Below are 13,420 nucleotides of genomic sequence, written 5' to 3'. Positions count from 1 at the left end.
CAGCCCGTGATCAGCGGGTTCGCGGCTATGCTCGCCGCGTGGCGATCGACTCTCCCGCAGTGAAGACCCGCCGGAGCACGCCCCGGGACTGGGTGCCGCAGTGGTCGGCGGGCGCTGCGCTGCGCGCGATCCGGGCGACGCTGGTGGTGCCCGCCCTCTTCGCGTTCAGCGTCGCGGTGATCGGCAACCTGCAGGTGGCGACGTTCGCCGCCTTCGGCGGGTTCGCCACCCTGGTCTTGGCTTCGTTCGGCGGCGACTGGCGGGAGAAGCTGCGCGCGCACTTCGGGCTCGCCGTCGCGGGCAGCGTCCTGCTGGTCGTCGGGACCGTCGCCAGCGCGTCGCTGCCGCTGGCGGCGGTCGTGACGCTGGTGGTGGTGTTCCTGGTGCTGTTCAGCGGGGTCGCGGGCCCGAACGCGGCGACCGGCGCCCCCGCGGCGCTGCTCGCCTACGTCCTCCCGGCGGCCTCGCCCGGCACGCTGGGCATGGTGCCCGACCGCCTCGCCGGCTGGTGGCTGGCGTCGGTCGTGGGCACCGCGGCCGTCCTGCTGCTGTCGCCCCGATCTCCCGCCACCGCCCTGCGGGACGCCGCGTCCCGGTCGGCCGGCACCCTCGCCGGCTACCTGGACGCGGCCTTGCGCGGCGACCCGGAGGTGCAAGCGGCCAAGGAGGCGGCCGTCGAGGCCAAGCACCAGCTGATCGACGAGTTCACCGCCACGCCGTACCGCCCCACCGGGCTGGCCGCCGAAGACCAGGCCCTCGACAGCCTGGTGGGCCTGCTCGAATGGTGCTGTTCGGTATTCGCCGACACCCTCGGCGAATACCCGGACCTGAGCCGGGCACCCGAGGTCGAACGGGAACTCCTCGCCGAGACCAGCGCGTGCCTGCGAGCGGTCGCCGGTCTGCTCGCCGACCGGCCCGGTGCCTTGGACACCGGCGAGCTGGACCGCAAGATCGAGGCGAGCGTGGCGTGGCTGCGCGGCATGGCCTCCGGCGATCCCGGTTACGCCGACGCCGTGCACCTGTCCTTCCACGCCCGGACCGCCGCTTTCGCCGCCCGCGCAGCGGCGGTCGAAGCTCGCGCCGCGACGCCCGGCAGCCGTCGCAAACGCTTTCCCGGCAGCCTCTCCCTGACGTCGCTGACCCGGGTGGCGTCACCTCAGACGAGCCTGCGGTCGGTGTGGTTCGTCAACAGCCTCCGCGGCGCGGTGGCCCTGAGCGCCGCGGTCGTCGTCGCCGGCGCGAGCGGCGTCGAGCACGGCTTCTGGGTGGTGCTGGGGACGCTGTCGGTGTTGCGCGGCAACGCGGCGGCGACCGGGTCGACCGCGTTGCGCGCGCTGGCCGGCACCGTGCTGGGGGTCGTCGTCGGCGCGTTGCTGCTGCTGGTCATCGGCACCAGTACGCCGGCGCTGTGGATCGCCCTCCCGCTCGCGGTGCTGGTCGCTTCCTACGCGCCGGGCGCCCTGCCTTTCGCGGTCGGCCAGGCCGCCTTCACCGTGACGGTGGTCGTGCTGTTCAACCTGCTCGCCCCGGCCGGGTGGCGGATCGGGGTCGTGCGGATCGAAGACGTCGCGATCGGCTGCGCGGTGTGCCTGGTGGCCGGCGCGCTGTTCTGGCCCCGCGGCGCCCGGGCCGTGGTCGCCGACGACCTCGCCGACAGTTTCCGCACCGGCGGTGCGTACCTCGCGACGGCCGCGCACTGGGCGCTCGGCCTCCGCCACGACCCGCCCGCCCCGGCCGCGGCGACCGCCGCCGGCGCCCGGCTCGACGACGCGCTGCGCGGGTTCCTCAGCGAGCAGGGCACCAAGCACGTCCCCAAGCCTCTCCTGTGGCGGCTGGTCACGGGCACCGTCCGCGCCCGGCTGACCGCGCACTCGCTGGCCGGGCTCCCGAACCCCCACGTCGAACCCGACCCGTTCCGCCTGCTCCTCGGCGAGCAGGCGGGCCAGCTCGCCGCCTGGTACGACCACCTGGCGTCCCGCCTCGACCGCACCGACCACGGCGACGTGCCGATGCTCGCCCCGCCCACGTTCCCGGAGCTCCTCGAGCAGCCGGGTGCCTCCGTGCGCGACCTCGCCTGCGCGTTGTGGGTCCACGAGCACATCAAGCACATCGCCGCCCGGCTCGCCGAACTCGTCGAGCCCGCCGGTGTGGTGGCGGCCCAGCGCCATCGCCCGTGGTGGCGGTAGCTCCGGCCGTCTCGCCGGTGCGGTCTCGAATACCCCCGTTGTAACTCTCGGCGCGCGCGTGGCGACTGACTGCCCGTGCTGATTTCGCCGAGTGGACTCGAGGAACGGGTGGCCGGATGACCGAAATGACCCACCCGGAGGGCGTTGACCGTGAGCGGGTGGCGTCGTCGGCCCGTTTCGTGATCGCGTTCGCGGATCTCGCCCGGGATGTCGTCGCCGAGGTGGCGCCCGACCAGTTGCCCTACTTCGCGCTGGTGACGGCCGAGTGGGCGGCGGGAAAGGATCCCCGCCGGCCCGGCGGTACCTGGTCCGGTGGCGAGATCGGCTCCGGCGGCGCGTTTTCCGTACTCAGCGACGTGATCCTGCCGCTGCTGACCGGCACCGCCGCGCAGGTGCTGGGCGCGGCGGGGTTCGCCGGTCTGCAGCGCCGCCGGTGGCGCCGCCGCCGTCCGCGTCCGGCGCACCTCGTCCTGGACGTCTCCCGGATCGGCGAGATCCGGGACGCGTGCGTCCTCCACGGCCGGACGCTGGGCCTGAACGAGGCCGAGGCGACGCTGCTGGCCGATGCGGTGCAGGCGGTCCTGCGCCGGACGGCGGACGGCGAGCGCTCTTGATCTCCTGCGTACCCCCGGCCCGCGAAAAGTCCGTTTCCCTGCGCATCGCGCCTGCGCCACCGCGTCTGTGGTGGGTGTACGTCCTGGTCACCCTCGCGCTGGCCGCCACCGGCGCGGGCGCTGCCGAGGCAATGTTCGTCACCCACGACTTCGGCGACTACACCGCGGCGCAGGCGTGCCTGGCCCGCAACGGCATTTCCGTCTCCGACGGGCAGCCGACCGCGTCGATGGGCCCGAGCTACGCCGACTGCGCCGGTGCCTACGACCGGCGGCTCGGGTTCACCAGCCTCGTCGGCGCCGCCGTGCTCCCGGCGACGGCGTGGCTGCTGATGGTCGCCGGTGGCCTGGCCACCCGGCGGAGGTTGCGCAGGAGCCGGCTCGCCGGCGTCCCGCCGGCCGACCTCGACCGGCTGACCGAACGCTTCACGGCGTTGTGCGAGAGCCAGGGCTTGACCGCGCATCGGCAGCCCAGGCTGGTTCTCGCCCCGCCCGCGACACGTGTCACCGACGCGTTCACCACCGGGCTTCCGGGCGCGCGCTCGTGGGTCGTCGTGCCGCAGGCCTACGCCTACGGCGGCAGTGCCGCGTTCGACGCGGTCGCGCTGCACGAGCTCGGCCACGTCCGCGCCCGGGACGTCCGGTGGGCGTCGGCCGCCTGGTGGGCCGGCTGGCTCGCCGTTCCGGCCCTGGTCCTCGCGCTGCTGCCGATCCTGGACGTGCCGGCGACGATGTGGAGCTTCTACGGCGGATCGCTGGTGGTCGCCACCGTCACCGCTGGTGCGCTCCTGGCGGTCCGCGCCGCGCTCCTGCGGCAGCGTGAGCTGACCGCCGACCGGCACGCGGCCGAGGCGACGGGAAATCCGGACGCGATGGCCGTCGTGCTCGGCGCCGGCACCGACCGGATCGGTGTGATCCGCCGGGTTTTCGCCACGCACCCGCCGGCGTCGGACCGCCTCGCCCCGGGCGGGCGCGAGGGGCGCTGGGACGGCGGGTTCGTCTACACCGCCGCCGCGGGTGTCGTGGCGATGCTGACCTACCACGGTGTGCACGCCGTGCTCGGGAACCTGCTCGGGTTCGTCGACACCGATCCCCGGCTGCCCGCCGACGTGGCGATGGCCGTCGCGGCGCTGCTGTGGACCGCGGTCGTGCTGCCGGCGTGGACCCGCCGGGCAGCGCTGCCCGAGCCGGGGTGGGCGGGCTCCTGGGCGGGCGCGGTGGCCGGGCTGGTCGCCGGGTTCTGCCTGCAGGTGCCCGGCGCGGCCGCGGCGATCACCGCGTTCTTCGCGCCCGAACGGCCGCTGCTGGTTCTGGCCTTGGCGGTGACCGCGTTCGCGATCGCCGTCTTGACGTCGGCGATCGCCACCCGGCTCGCCGAGCCCGCGGGCAGCACGCTGCGGCGGCGGGTGAGCTGGGCAGGCGGTTCTCTCGCCGTCGCGGTCGCCCTGACCGCGACCGTCAGCGGGACGGTGTCCTCGGTGGCGACCTTCCTGCTGTTCCCCGACCCGGCCATCGCCCGCGGGCACGTCATGGGCCTGGGCAGCGATCGCGCGTGGCAGTACGCCCCGGTCGTGATCCTGGCCGGGCTCGTGTTCGTCACCCTGCGGCAGCGGTGGCGCCGGCCCCGGCGGGTCAGCGTGTCGGTGGCCGCGGCGACCGCGGTGATCGGGGGCGCGGCGGCGGCGCTGTCCGGGCTGCTGCGCCTGCAAGCCGGGCAGAGCAACGACGTCCGGTACCTGCTGGCCTCCCAGCGGTGGTGGATCTGCGCGTTCGCGGGCCTGGTCGCGGCGGTGGCCGTCGTGCTCGCGAACCGCCGCCGCGGTGCGATCCTGGCCGGCGTGCCGTCGGCTTCGGTGATCGGCCTGCTGGTCACCGCTGCTGCGGGGGCCATCCAGTACACGGCCGTGCGGATCGCCGGGTACGCCCGGGAATCCTCGGTGTTCCAGCAGTCGGTGCAGGTGCCGGGTTGGCTGCTGCTGGTCGCGCTCATCGTCACCCTTCCGGTGACGTCGCTGCTCGCTACCGCCTGGGCGAGCCGGGCCCCGCGACGGGGAGCGGCCGCGTGGGCCGTGGGCTCCGGGGCCGTCGCGGTTCTGCTCGTGGTGGCCCTGATCAGCGGCCGGCTCTCGGCGGTGACCGTCACCGAGCAGGACTACGCGGCCGGGCAGGCGGTCCTCGCGCCGTCCGCGCCGACGCCGGTTCCGGCCGTCCCGGCCGCATCGCCGGACCACGGCCGCCCGCTCGACGAACCCGCGGCCACCGCGGCACTCGGCCGCCTGCCCGCTGTCCTCCCGGCCGATGCGAAACCCGAGGACAGCGAACCGTCGACGTCGGTGCCGGTGACCCCGCCGGACTGCGACGCGGCGGACAAGAGATTCGCCGCATTCGAGAAGGCTCAGCCTCGGACGGCCGACGTCGAGCGCAGCTACGCGTTCGCCGCGCCCGGCACCGTCGGCGGAGCCCACGTCACGGCGTCGGTCACCTCCTACACCGGCGTCGAGGACCTGTTCCCGGCCATGGACGAGGCCACGCGCGCGTGCACGCACTTCCGCATGCCGCAGAAGATCTACGACGGGGGACACCTCGACGGCGTCCTCACCCCGGGAGCGGCTCCCGCGTCGCCCTACCCGGCCCGTATCCGCAACCGGTCGTTCACCGGACGGTTCCACGGAAAACCGGCGGTCGTGATCAGCCGTGAATACAGCGTCCACATCGGACACAACCTGGTCGACGTCGAGGTCTTCTACGGGTACATCCGGACGCCACCACCGCAGGCGGTGCTGGACCAGGCCGACCGCATCCTGACCGACGCGGTGACCGAACTCGCCGGAACACTGTGAGACACGGGCGCGGCGGCGTCGAGCACGGCGAAATCGGCCAGCATCTACCCTGGTACCGGAAGCGTCGGGTAGCAGGAAGGTTCGAAAGTGACAGTGAACGCCGTCGACATCGGCAAGGCGGCCGGCGTGCTGCGCGCCGGGGGACTGGTCGCCGTCCCGACCGAGACGGTGTACGGGCTGGGCGCCAACGCCGAGGACCCGGCCGCGGTCGCGCGCGTGTTCCAGGTCAAGGGCCGCCCGCCGACCCACCCGCTGATCGTCCACCTCGCCGGCGCCGAGCAGCTGGGTGACTGGGTCGCCGAGGTGCCCGAGACGGCACTGGTGCTGGCCGGGCACTTCTGGCCGGGGCCACTGACGCTCGTGCTGCGCCGCGGTCGCCGGGTGCCGCTGGAAGCGACCGGCGGGCTGGAGACGGTCGCCATCCGGGTGCCCGCCCACCCCGTTGCGCTCGAGCTGCTGTCGGCCTTCGGCGGCGGTGTCGCGGCGCCCTCGGCCAACCGCTTCGGCTCGGTCAGCCCGACCACGGCGGAGCACGTCCGGGCCGAGCTCGGTGACGCCGTCGACTTCGTGCTCGACGGTGGCCCGTGCGACGTGGGCGTCGAGTCGACCATCGTCGACGCCACCGGCGACACCCCGAGCATCCTGCGGCCCGGAGGGGTGACGCCCGAGGACCTCGAAGCGGTGCTCGGGCGCCCGGTGGCGACCGGTTCGGCGAGTCCGATCCGGGTTCCCGGGCAGCACCCGTCGCACTACGCCCCGCGGGCGCGTGTCGTCCTGGTCGAGCCGGGGGAGATCGCCACCGCAGCGCAGGCCGCGCAGGAGCAGGGGCACCAGGTGGGCGTCTTTCTCCCGCCCTCCTGCGCCGACGTTCCGGTGAAGGCGCACGCCGTGGTGGCGGTTCCGGAGTCGATGGCCGGCTACGCGCGCGGGCTGTACGGCTTCCTGCGGGAGCTCGACCAGCTGGGGTGCGACGTCATCATCGCGTCGTTGCCGGCGGAGGAGGGGCTGGGTCTCGCGATCGCCAACCGCCTTCGCCGCGCGGCCGGGCCCCGCGAGCTCCGGTGACGGGCGCCGGGGTCAGGACGGGGAGCCGGCGGTGACGTCGAGGCCGCGGGCCGCCACCACGTCCGCGCGGCCGTCGGCCAGGCGGTAGCACAGGCCGACGACCGCGGTCTGGCCCGCGTCGACCCGGTCGGCGAGCACGCGGGAGCGCTCCAGCAGCAGGTCCACCGTGTGGCGGACGTGTTCGGCGAGGATTTCGCCGGGTTCGACCCGCCCGGCGGCCCTGGCCGCCAGCACGCTGGGTGTCACCCGCTCGACGACGTCCCGGATGTACCCGCCGGGGGTCACCCCGTCCTCCAAGGCGGCGGAGGCGGCGCCGACCGCGCCGCAGGAGTCGTGGCCGAGGACCACGACCAGCGGGCAGTCCAGCACGGCCACGCCGTATTCGATGCTGCCCAGCACCTCGGAGCCGGCCACGTGCCCCGCGGTGCGGACGACGAACAGGTCACCCAGACCGCGGTCGAAGATGATCTCGGCGGCCAGCCGGGAGTCGGAGCACCCGAACAGCACGGCGAACGGGCGCTGGCCGGGCGTGACCTCGGCGCGGCGGGCGGCGTCCTGGTTCGGGTGTTCCGGGGTGCCGGCGACGAAGCGCCGGTTGCCCGCGAGCAGCAGCTCGAACGCGCCGGCAGGGGTCAACGAATCGATCTCGGCCATGGCTGCAGCCTAAGCCAGGCCCCACGCCCGTGCCCGGCAACGCGGGAGTCGCGGAAACCGGACCGGCGGGTGATTCCGGCGCGGACGTACCCATCCGGGTGGTAACGCGCGGCGAATCCCCCGAGATACCCGAAGCGACAGCTGCGCAGCTCGCGACCCGGTGCTTCCCGCCGAGATGCGTCGAGGCTGCGCGGCGGAAGAGGACGGGCACTTGAGTACTGTCGTCGATCCCCACGGGGATCCCGCCACCGACGTGCTGGTCCTGCGCGGTGCCGGGGACCTCGCCGACGCGCACGCCGCGGAGAAGATCGTGGCGCCGGCCGCCGCGGCCGATCCCGCGACCGCCCTCGTCCTGGACCTGGCGGCGGTGACCTACCTGACCACGGAAGCCGTCGTCCCGTTCGTCGCACTGGCCCGCCGCTGCGCCTCGGAGGGAACGTCGTTGCGCGTGGTGGCCTCCGAGCCGGTCCGGCGCAAGCTGGCGAGCCTGGGCCTGCTCTCCACCTTGGCGCTGGGCCCGTGAAACGGCGCGAGTGCCGCCGGCTAATCGCCGTGACCGCGAACCTCCGGCGCGCCGAAGCGCTCGACGGCGGCGTCCACGGTCCGATGGATGTCGAACAAGTCGTCGACCCGGGTGATCGCCAGCGGCCTCAGCACGCTGCGCTGGGTCGCCACCAACGCGACGTCGATGCCCGCCTTCCCGGCGGCTTCGTGCAGCCAGGCCAGCGCGGAGAGACCGGCCGAGGCGAAGAACCCCACGCGGCTCAGGTCGACCACCAGCGCCCGGGGATTCCGGGCGAGCGCCGCCTCCATGGCCGCACGCAGCGTCGACCGCACGACGTGATCCACGTCGCCGCCCACTTCGAGGACCGCGATGTCGCCGATCGATCGCACGGCGGCCGCCGGCATCGGCGGGTGCCCAGGTTTCATGAGCTGTGCTCCGAGGGAAAGCCGGTTCTGTCGACCGGGAACGACGACGGCGTGCTGCACGCCACGGCTGACGGCTGAACCGCGACCTCAGAACGACCTGGCACGGCGGGCGACCACCACGTCAGTTGTCATATGACAACAGTGAGCCTAGAGTCCCGCCGCGTGGTTGTCATCCTCGGTCAGATCACGATTGGCCGCGGCCTGGAACGCGCGCAGCCCGGTGGCGAGGGCGTCTCGTTCCTCGGCGGTCAGCGCGGCGAGAACACCGTGCAGGCTTTCCCGGCGACGTGCCCGCAGGTCCTGCAGGTAGGCCCGGCCGCTGTCGCTGAGGCGCAGGACCAGCTCGCGGCGGTTCCGGGAATGGGGGAGCCGTTCGACGAAGCCCACGGCTTCCAGGCGGTCGCACAGCCTGCTGGCCAGCGGCGGGGTGGAGCCGAGCAGTTCCGCCAGTGTCCGCAGGTTCAGCCCTTCGTAGCGGTCGAGGGCGACGACCGCTCGCACCTGCGAAACCGACAGCGGCCGGGGAGAAGCGTCACGGGCCCGCTCGAACAGGATTTCGAGCAGCTCCGCGGTGTCGGACACGGCCTCGGCCACCTGGTCGGCAGCGCGTGTCCTGCGCGAACGGTTCACCGCGTTCACTGTGGCATCCCTAGGTCGAGCCGTCGACGCAGCCTATCGTGCGCTCTCACCCGATCGGAGCGGCCTCCGGCTCGGAACGACACCACCGCGTGGCGATCCACCGCCGACTGTTGTCACATGACAACAGTTGTCGTACGGTGTCCGCGTGGTCAGGAATCTACCCCTCGTCCGCGGCGAGCGGCGGCGCGAAACGCGCTCAGCCCGGCGGACAGAGCCTCGCGTGCTTCGGGAGGCAGCGCGGCGAGCACAGTCGCGATGTGTTTCTTCCGGCGCGCCCGCACCCGGTTCAGGTGAGCCCGTCCGCGTTCACCCAGCCGCAAGGACAACTCGCGGCGACTGTGCTTGCTGAGCGTGCGTTCGACGAATCCGGCGGCCTGGAGGCGGTCGCACAGGCGGCTGGCCAAGGGTGGCGTGGTCCCGAGCTGCTCGGCCAGCGAGCTCAGGTTGATGCCTTCGTGGCGGTCGAGCACCACCAGGACCCGGAACTGCGAGGCCGGTAACGAGTCCTCGGAGACCTGACGGGCGTAATCCCACAGGAACCCGAACGAGTCGACCAGGTCGGCGGGCTCGGCCGCGGCTGCGTCAGCCTGCCAACGTGTCGACCGGTCCACAGACCCGATTTTCGCACCTCAATCCCCGTCCGGCAGCGCCACGAGCGATCTTCGGCCTTTCCGAAGAGCCGGTTCGGGCCGACATCGACAGGAGCCCCGCCAACCTCGGGCTCCGAGGAGGACACCGCGGTGAAGACGACGGCGGTCGACCGGCTGCTGCGCGAAGCCGCGCCGCACGAACTGCTCGCGGTGCTGCGAGCCGTGCTGACCGCGGGATGGGACGCCCAGGGCGTCGAACTGCTGCTCGCCGACTACGGCATGACCGAGCTGCAGCCGGTGGCGGACCTTCCCTACAGCAGGGAACCCGTGCCGGTGCGGGGGACCGCGCCGGGCGTGGCGTTCACCGGTCAGCAGGTGAGGTTCGAAAAGACCGCGAGCACGGTCACCGCGCACGTCCCGGTCTCGGTGCGCGGTGACCGCCTGGGTGTCCTGGCGGTCACCTTCGCGACCGCACCGGACCCGGCGGTGCAGCTCGAACTGTCCCGGATCGCCGGAGCACTCGCCCACGAGCTCCTGGTCGCCGGCCGGGACACCGACCTCTACCTGCAGGCGCGACGGACCAGCCGGCTCACCCTGGCCGCCGAGATGCAGTGGCAGCTGCTGCCGGGACGCTCCTGCACCCGGCCCGAGTTCGCGCTCGGCGGGCAGCTCGAGCCCGCTTACGCCGTCCACGGCGACAGCTTCGACTGGTCGGCGACGGCCAGGTCGCTGACCGTCACGCTGGTCAACGGCACGGGACACGGCGTCGACGCCGCCATGGTCACCCACCTCGCCGTCAACGCCATGCGCAACGCCCGCCGCGCCGGCGTGCCCCTGACCGCCCAAGCCGAACTCACCGACCAGGCCCTGCACGGCCACTACGACGGCCGCGAGTACGTCACCGCCCTGCTGCTGCAGCTCGACCTGGCGACCGGCGCGCTGGACGTCGTCGACACCGGTTCCCCGCGCGTGTGGCTGCTGCGTGACGGCGATGCCCGCCGCGTGTCCTTCGACGAGCAGCTGCCCCTGGGCGCCTTCGGCGACACCGACTACCTCACGCAGCGCCTGCAAGCCAGGCCCGGCGACCGGCTGGTCTTCGTCAGCGACGGCGTCTACGACGTCATGGGCCCCACCGGCGACCTGTACGGCGACGCCGGCCTCGCCCGCACGGTCACCGACACCGCCGAACTCCCGGCGGCGCAGGTTCCGGGCGCCGTGCTGGCCGACCTGGCCCTCCGCCGCGCGGCCGGGGGGACGACCGACGACGCCATGGTCGTCTGCCTCGACTGGTTCGGCCCCGGCGCGAGCGCACCTGCGGGGTGAGTGGCGTGCTTCACACGATCGGGTCGTGACGATCTTCCCGCTCGGCTGTCTGTCCTGTGTGGAGGAAACAATCGAAGTCGGTTCCTCTGCCACCGCAAGACATCCGATCCGTGCGAAGGAGACACCACGATGACCGCTGCTGCCACCAAGGTTCCCGCGCAGACCTCTTCGTCCCAGCCCGCCGCGAAGACCGAGGGCGCGCTGGTGAGTGCCCAGGGCTCGACGTCGATCTCCGACGTCGTGGTGCAGAAGATCGCCGGCCTGGCCACCCGCGAAATCCCCGGTGTGCACGCACTCGGCGGGGGTGCGGCGCGGGCGTTCTCGGCGATCCGGGAGCGGATCCCGGGCGCGACCGCCTCGGCGGGCCAGGGCGTGTCGGTCGAGGTGGGGGAGAAGCAGGCCGCCGTCGACCTGCAGCTGGTCGTCGAGTACGGCGTCTCGATCGCCGACCTCTCGCGTTCGGTGCGCCGCAACGTGATCACCGCGGTCGAGCAGATGACCGGCCTGGAGGTCGTCGAGGTGAACATCCACGTCGGCGACCTGCACCTGCCGTCGGACGACGAAGGCGACAACACCGACACCGGCCGGGTGCAGTGACCCCCGAGCCCGACGCCGCCCGGATCGCCGCCGCCGTGCTGGCCGTGCCCGGCGTGGCCGGCCTGCACGGCGGCCGGTTCGGGGAGATCGCCACCCTCGACCCGCCGCGGCGGATCAAGGGCGTCCGGGTCCGCGACGAAGACGTCACCATCGCCGTCACCGCGCACTTCCCGGTGGTGGCCGCCGACCTCGCCGCGGCCGTGCGGGCCGCGGCGGGCGTCACCGGCCGGGCCGTGCACGTCATCCTGGCGGACCTCGCCGAACAGCCCACTGTGGAGCAGCAAGCGAAGGAGAAGGTGTCGTGAATTCCACCCAGCTCGGCCTCCTGACCGGCCTCGTGCTCGGCCTGGCCGTCGCCTTCGGCGGGTTCGGGGCGTTCGCCGCCGTCGCCGTCCTCGGCGCGATCGGGTTCCTCGTCGGCCGCGTTCTCGACGGCAAGCTCGACCTGTCCCAGCTGTCCGGGCGCGACCGGGGCTGAGCACCGTGACCGCCACCCTCGAACGCGGCACACTCACCATCGCCGACCAGGCCGTGCAACGCCTGGCCGCCCACGCGGTGCGGGAAATCGACGAGGTCGGCGGCGCCGCCGGCCGGGTCCTCGGCGTCAGCCTCGGCGCCGAAGACCCCGACCGGTCCGCCAAGGTGACCGCCCACGTCACCGGCGGCGAGGTGGCGCTGGACGTGCGCCTCTCGATCACCTACCCGGCCTCGGTGACCCGGACGACCGAGCGGGCCCGCGAGCACCTCGAGCGACGCGTCGAGGAGCTGACCGGTCTCACCGTCACCCGCGTCGACATCACCGTGACCGCCCTGCACAGCCCCGTCGCCACGTCCCGGAGGGTCGAATGAAACGCCGTCCACGCCGCAGCGTCCCGGCTCTGCTGAGCGCGCTCGTGCTGCTGGCCGCGTGCGTGCTCGTCGCCGTGAGCGCCATCCAGCGCATCCTCGGCGAACGTCCCTGGATCAGCTACGACAGCGTTGCCGCCACGCTGCACGACCTGCGCTGGAACGACATCGCGACCGCCGTCGCCGGAGGTGTTCTCGCGCTGGCCGGCCTGGTGCTGCTGCTCGCCGCGATCCTGCCCGGTACGGCCACCGTGCTGCCGCTGGCCGGGCGGTTCGATTCCGGCGTCGCCCGCGGCGGCTACCGCACGGCCCTGCGCACCGCCGCGGCCGCCGTCGACGGCGTCGCCGCGGCCCGGGTGAAGCTCGGCCGGCGGCGGGTCAAGGTCCGCGTCGACACCGCCCGCACCCGCCCCGACGGGCTGGCCGACGCCGTCCGCACGGCGGTCGCCGACCGGCTGGACCGGATCGGCCCGGCCGCCCGGCCCGCGGTGGCGGTGCGGGTCCGCGCCCCGAGGAGGACGACATGACCGACCTCAACCGCCCGGCCCGCCTCAACCGCACGGTGCTGGCCTTGCTCGGGCTGCTCCTGCTGGCCGCCGGCGGATTCGCGGTGGCGACGCACTTCGGGCGCTTGCGCGTCCTCGACCCGGCGGCCACGCTGGTGCCCGGCACGGCCGCACCGCCGACGTGGGTCTGGTACGTCACCGCCGCGGTCGCGGTGCTGCTGGGATTGCTGGCGCTGCGCTGGATCCTCGCCCAGCTGACCCGCCGCCCACCGACCCGGACGTGGCGCTTCGACACCGACCCGGACCGCGGCCGCACCGAACTGGCCGCCGACACCGCCGTCGCCCCGTTCACCGAAGAACTGCGCGCCCATCCCGGCGTCCACCAGGCGCGCGCGACATTGGCGGGGGCCCGCGAAGCCCCGACGCTGGCCCTCGTCATCACGCTGGCCCAGGACGGTGACCCGCAGGAGGTCCGCGAACACCTGGCGGCGGAGGCCCTGCCCCGGCTGCAGCAGGCGCTTGACCTGGAAGCCCTCCCGGTGAGCGTGGAGTTCCGCTTCGCCGCCACCACCGGTCGCAGCCTCCGCTGACGGGTCGAGGGCCACGGCCCGGCCCTCCCGGATCCGCAGGACC

16 protein-coding genes are annotated in these 13,420 nt (G+C 73.7%); 12 read left to right on the top strand and 4 right to left on the bottom strand.

What is annotated here, in order from left to right:
* Positions 1-38: 38 nt before the first annotated feature.
* From ABZX11_RS12330 to ABZX11_RS12315, 4 genes are all read left to right on the top strand, one after another.
* Entirely contained in the window at positions 39-2,186 is a 2,148-nt protein-coding gene (locus ABZX11_RS12330) for an FUSC family protein (RefSeq protein WP_354912546.1), read from the top strand.
* 116 nt (positions 2,187-2,302) lie between these two features.
* Positions 2,303-2,800 (top strand): hypothetical protein, encoded by a 498-nt coding sequence (locus ABZX11_RS12325; RefSeq protein ID WP_354912544.1) that lies wholly within the window; start codon positions 2,303-2,305, stop codon positions 2,798-2,800.
* Between the two features lie 74 nt (positions 2,801-2,874).
* Positions 2,875-5,637 carry a M48 family metalloprotease gene (locus tag ABZX11_RS12320; protein ID WP_354912542.1) on the top strand — a complete coding sequence of 921 codons (2,763 nt, stop codon included), beginning with the start codon at positions 2,875-2,877 and terminating at the stop codon, positions 5,635-5,637.
* Positions 5,638-5,724: 87 nt separating this feature from the next.
* Positions 5,725-6,702 (top strand): L-threonylcarbamoyladenylate synthase, encoded by a 978-nt coding sequence (locus tag ABZX11_RS12315; RefSeq protein WP_176170611.1) that lies wholly within the window; start codon positions 5,725-5,727, stop codon positions 6,700-6,702.
* 12 nt (positions 6,703-6,714) lie between these two features.
* On the opposite strand, the gene ABZX11_RS12310 is transcribed toward ABZX11_RS12315, so the two are convergent.
* Positions 6,715-7,356, bottom strand: coding sequence for a carbonic anhydrase (locus tag ABZX11_RS12310; protein WP_176170610.1), 642 nt, complete (start codon positions 7,354-7,356; stop codon positions 6,715-6,717).
* Between the two features lie 211 nt (positions 7,357-7,567).
* Between ABZX11_RS12310 and ABZX11_RS12305 the strand changes: the two genes are divergently transcribed.
* Positions 7,568-7,879, top strand: coding sequence for an STAS domain-containing protein (locus tag ABZX11_RS12305; protein WP_354912539.1), 312 nt, complete (start codon positions 7,568-7,570; stop codon positions 7,877-7,879).
* 20 nt (positions 7,880-7,899) lie between these two features.
* On the opposite strand, the gene ABZX11_RS12300 is transcribed toward ABZX11_RS12305, so the two are convergent.
* The 3 genes from ABZX11_RS12300 to ABZX11_RS12290 all read right to left on the bottom strand — a co-directional run bounded on the left by ABZX11_RS12300 (position 7,900) and on the right by ABZX11_RS12290 (position 9,536).
* Positions 7,900-8,286: an STAS domain-containing protein gene (locus ABZX11_RS12300; protein ID WP_176170608.1), complete on the bottom strand. Its 387-nt coding sequence runs from the start codon at positions 8,284-8,286 to the stop codon at positions 7,900-7,902.
* A gap of 147 nt (positions 8,287-8,433) precedes the next feature.
* Positions 8,434-8,916, bottom strand: a complete 483-nt coding sequence (locus ABZX11_RS12295; RefSeq protein WP_354912537.1) for a MarR family transcriptional regulator — start codon at positions 8,914-8,916, stop codon at positions 8,434-8,436.
* Positions 8,917-9,074: 158 nt separating this feature from the next.
* Positions 9,075-9,536 (bottom strand): MarR family transcriptional regulator, encoded by a 462-nt coding sequence (locus ABZX11_RS12290; RefSeq protein WP_254896756.1) that lies wholly within the window; start codon positions 9,534-9,536, stop codon positions 9,075-9,077.
* A gap of 129 nt (positions 9,537-9,665) precedes the next feature.
* On the opposite strand from ABZX11_RS12290, the gene ABZX11_RS12285 reads away from it, so the two are divergent.
* The 7 genes from ABZX11_RS12285 (at position 9,666) to amaP (ending at position 13,377) form a co-directional block, all read left to right on the top strand.
* A complete protein-coding gene (locus tag ABZX11_RS12285; protein WP_354912535.1) occupies positions 9,666-10,838 on the top strand; it encodes a PP2C family protein-serine/threonine phosphatase in 1,173 nt (390 codons plus the stop codon).
* Between the two features lie 129 nt (positions 10,839-10,967).
* Entirely contained in the window at positions 10,968-11,435 is a 468-nt protein-coding gene (locus ABZX11_RS12280) for an Asp23/Gls24 family envelope stress response protein (protein WP_176170607.1), read from the top strand.
* Positions 11,432-11,740 carry a hypothetical protein gene (locus ABZX11_RS12275; protein ID WP_176170606.1) on the top strand — a complete coding sequence of 103 codons (309 nt, stop codon included), beginning with the start codon at positions 11,432-11,434 and terminating at the stop codon, positions 11,738-11,740. The genes ABZX11_RS12280 and ABZX11_RS12275 overlap by 4 nt, the downstream gene beginning before the upstream one ends.
* Positions 11,737-11,913, top strand: a complete 177-nt coding sequence (locus ABZX11_RS12270; RefSeq protein ID WP_176170605.1) for a hypothetical protein — start codon at positions 11,737-11,739, stop codon at positions 11,911-11,913. Before ABZX11_RS12275 ends, ABZX11_RS12270 begins: the two co-directional genes overlap by 4 nt.
* Positions 11,910-12,284: an Asp23/Gls24 family envelope stress response protein gene (locus tag ABZX11_RS12265; RefSeq protein WP_354912736.1), complete on the top strand. Its 375-nt coding sequence runs from the start codon at positions 11,910-11,912 to the stop codon at positions 12,282-12,284. Before ABZX11_RS12270 ends, ABZX11_RS12265 begins: the two co-directional genes overlap by 4 nt.
* The gene (locus ABZX11_RS12260) at positions 12,281-12,808 is read left to right on the top strand and encodes a DUF6286 domain-containing protein (protein ID WP_354912532.1); all 528 of its coding nucleotides are present in this window, start codon (positions 12,281-12,283) and stop codon (positions 12,806-12,808) included. The genes ABZX11_RS12265 and ABZX11_RS12260 overlap by 4 nt, the downstream gene beginning before the upstream one ends.
* The gene (amaP, locus tag ABZX11_RS12255; RefSeq protein ID WP_354912530.1) at positions 12,805-13,377 is read left to right on the top strand and encodes an alkaline shock response membrane anchor protein AmaP; all 573 of its coding nucleotides are present in this window, start codon (positions 12,805-12,807) and stop codon (positions 13,375-13,377) included. Before ABZX11_RS12260 ends, amaP begins: the two co-directional genes overlap by 4 nt.
* Positions 13,378-13,420 lie beyond the last annotated feature (43 nt).

The organism is Amycolatopsis sp. NPDC004169 (assembly GCF_040610315.1).
Taxonomy (GTDB): domain Bacteria; phylum Actinomycetota; class Actinomycetes; order Mycobacteriales; family Pseudonocardiaceae; genus Amycolatopsis.
Note: the sequence above shows the minus strand (reverse complement) of the source record. Positions and strands in the feature narration are given on the sequence as shown.

Coding starts and splice junctions, on each gene's coding strand:
- ABZX11_RS12310 (WP_176170610.1), bottom strand. CDS start 7,356: ATGGCCGAGATCGATTCGTTGACCCCTGCCGGCGCGTTCGAGCTGCTG.
- amaP (WP_354912530.1), top strand. CDS start 12,805: ATGACCGACCTCAACCGCCCGGCCCGCCTCAACCGCACGGTGCTGGCC.
- ABZX11_RS12260 (WP_354912532.1), top strand. CDS start 12,281: ATGAAACGCCGTCCACGCCGCAGCGTCCCGGCTCTGCTGAGCGCGCTC.
- ABZX11_RS12280 (WP_176170607.1), top strand. CDS start 10,968: ATGACCGCTGCTGCCACCAAGGTTCCCGCGCAGACCTCTTCGTCCCAG.
- ABZX11_RS12300 (WP_176170608.1), bottom strand. CDS start 8,286: ATGAAACCTGGGCACCCGCCGATGCCGGCGGCCGCCGTGCGATCGATC.
- ABZX11_RS12325 (WP_354912544.1), top strand. CDS start 2,303: ATGACCGAAATGACCCACCCGGAGGGCGTTGACCGTGAGCGGGTGGCG.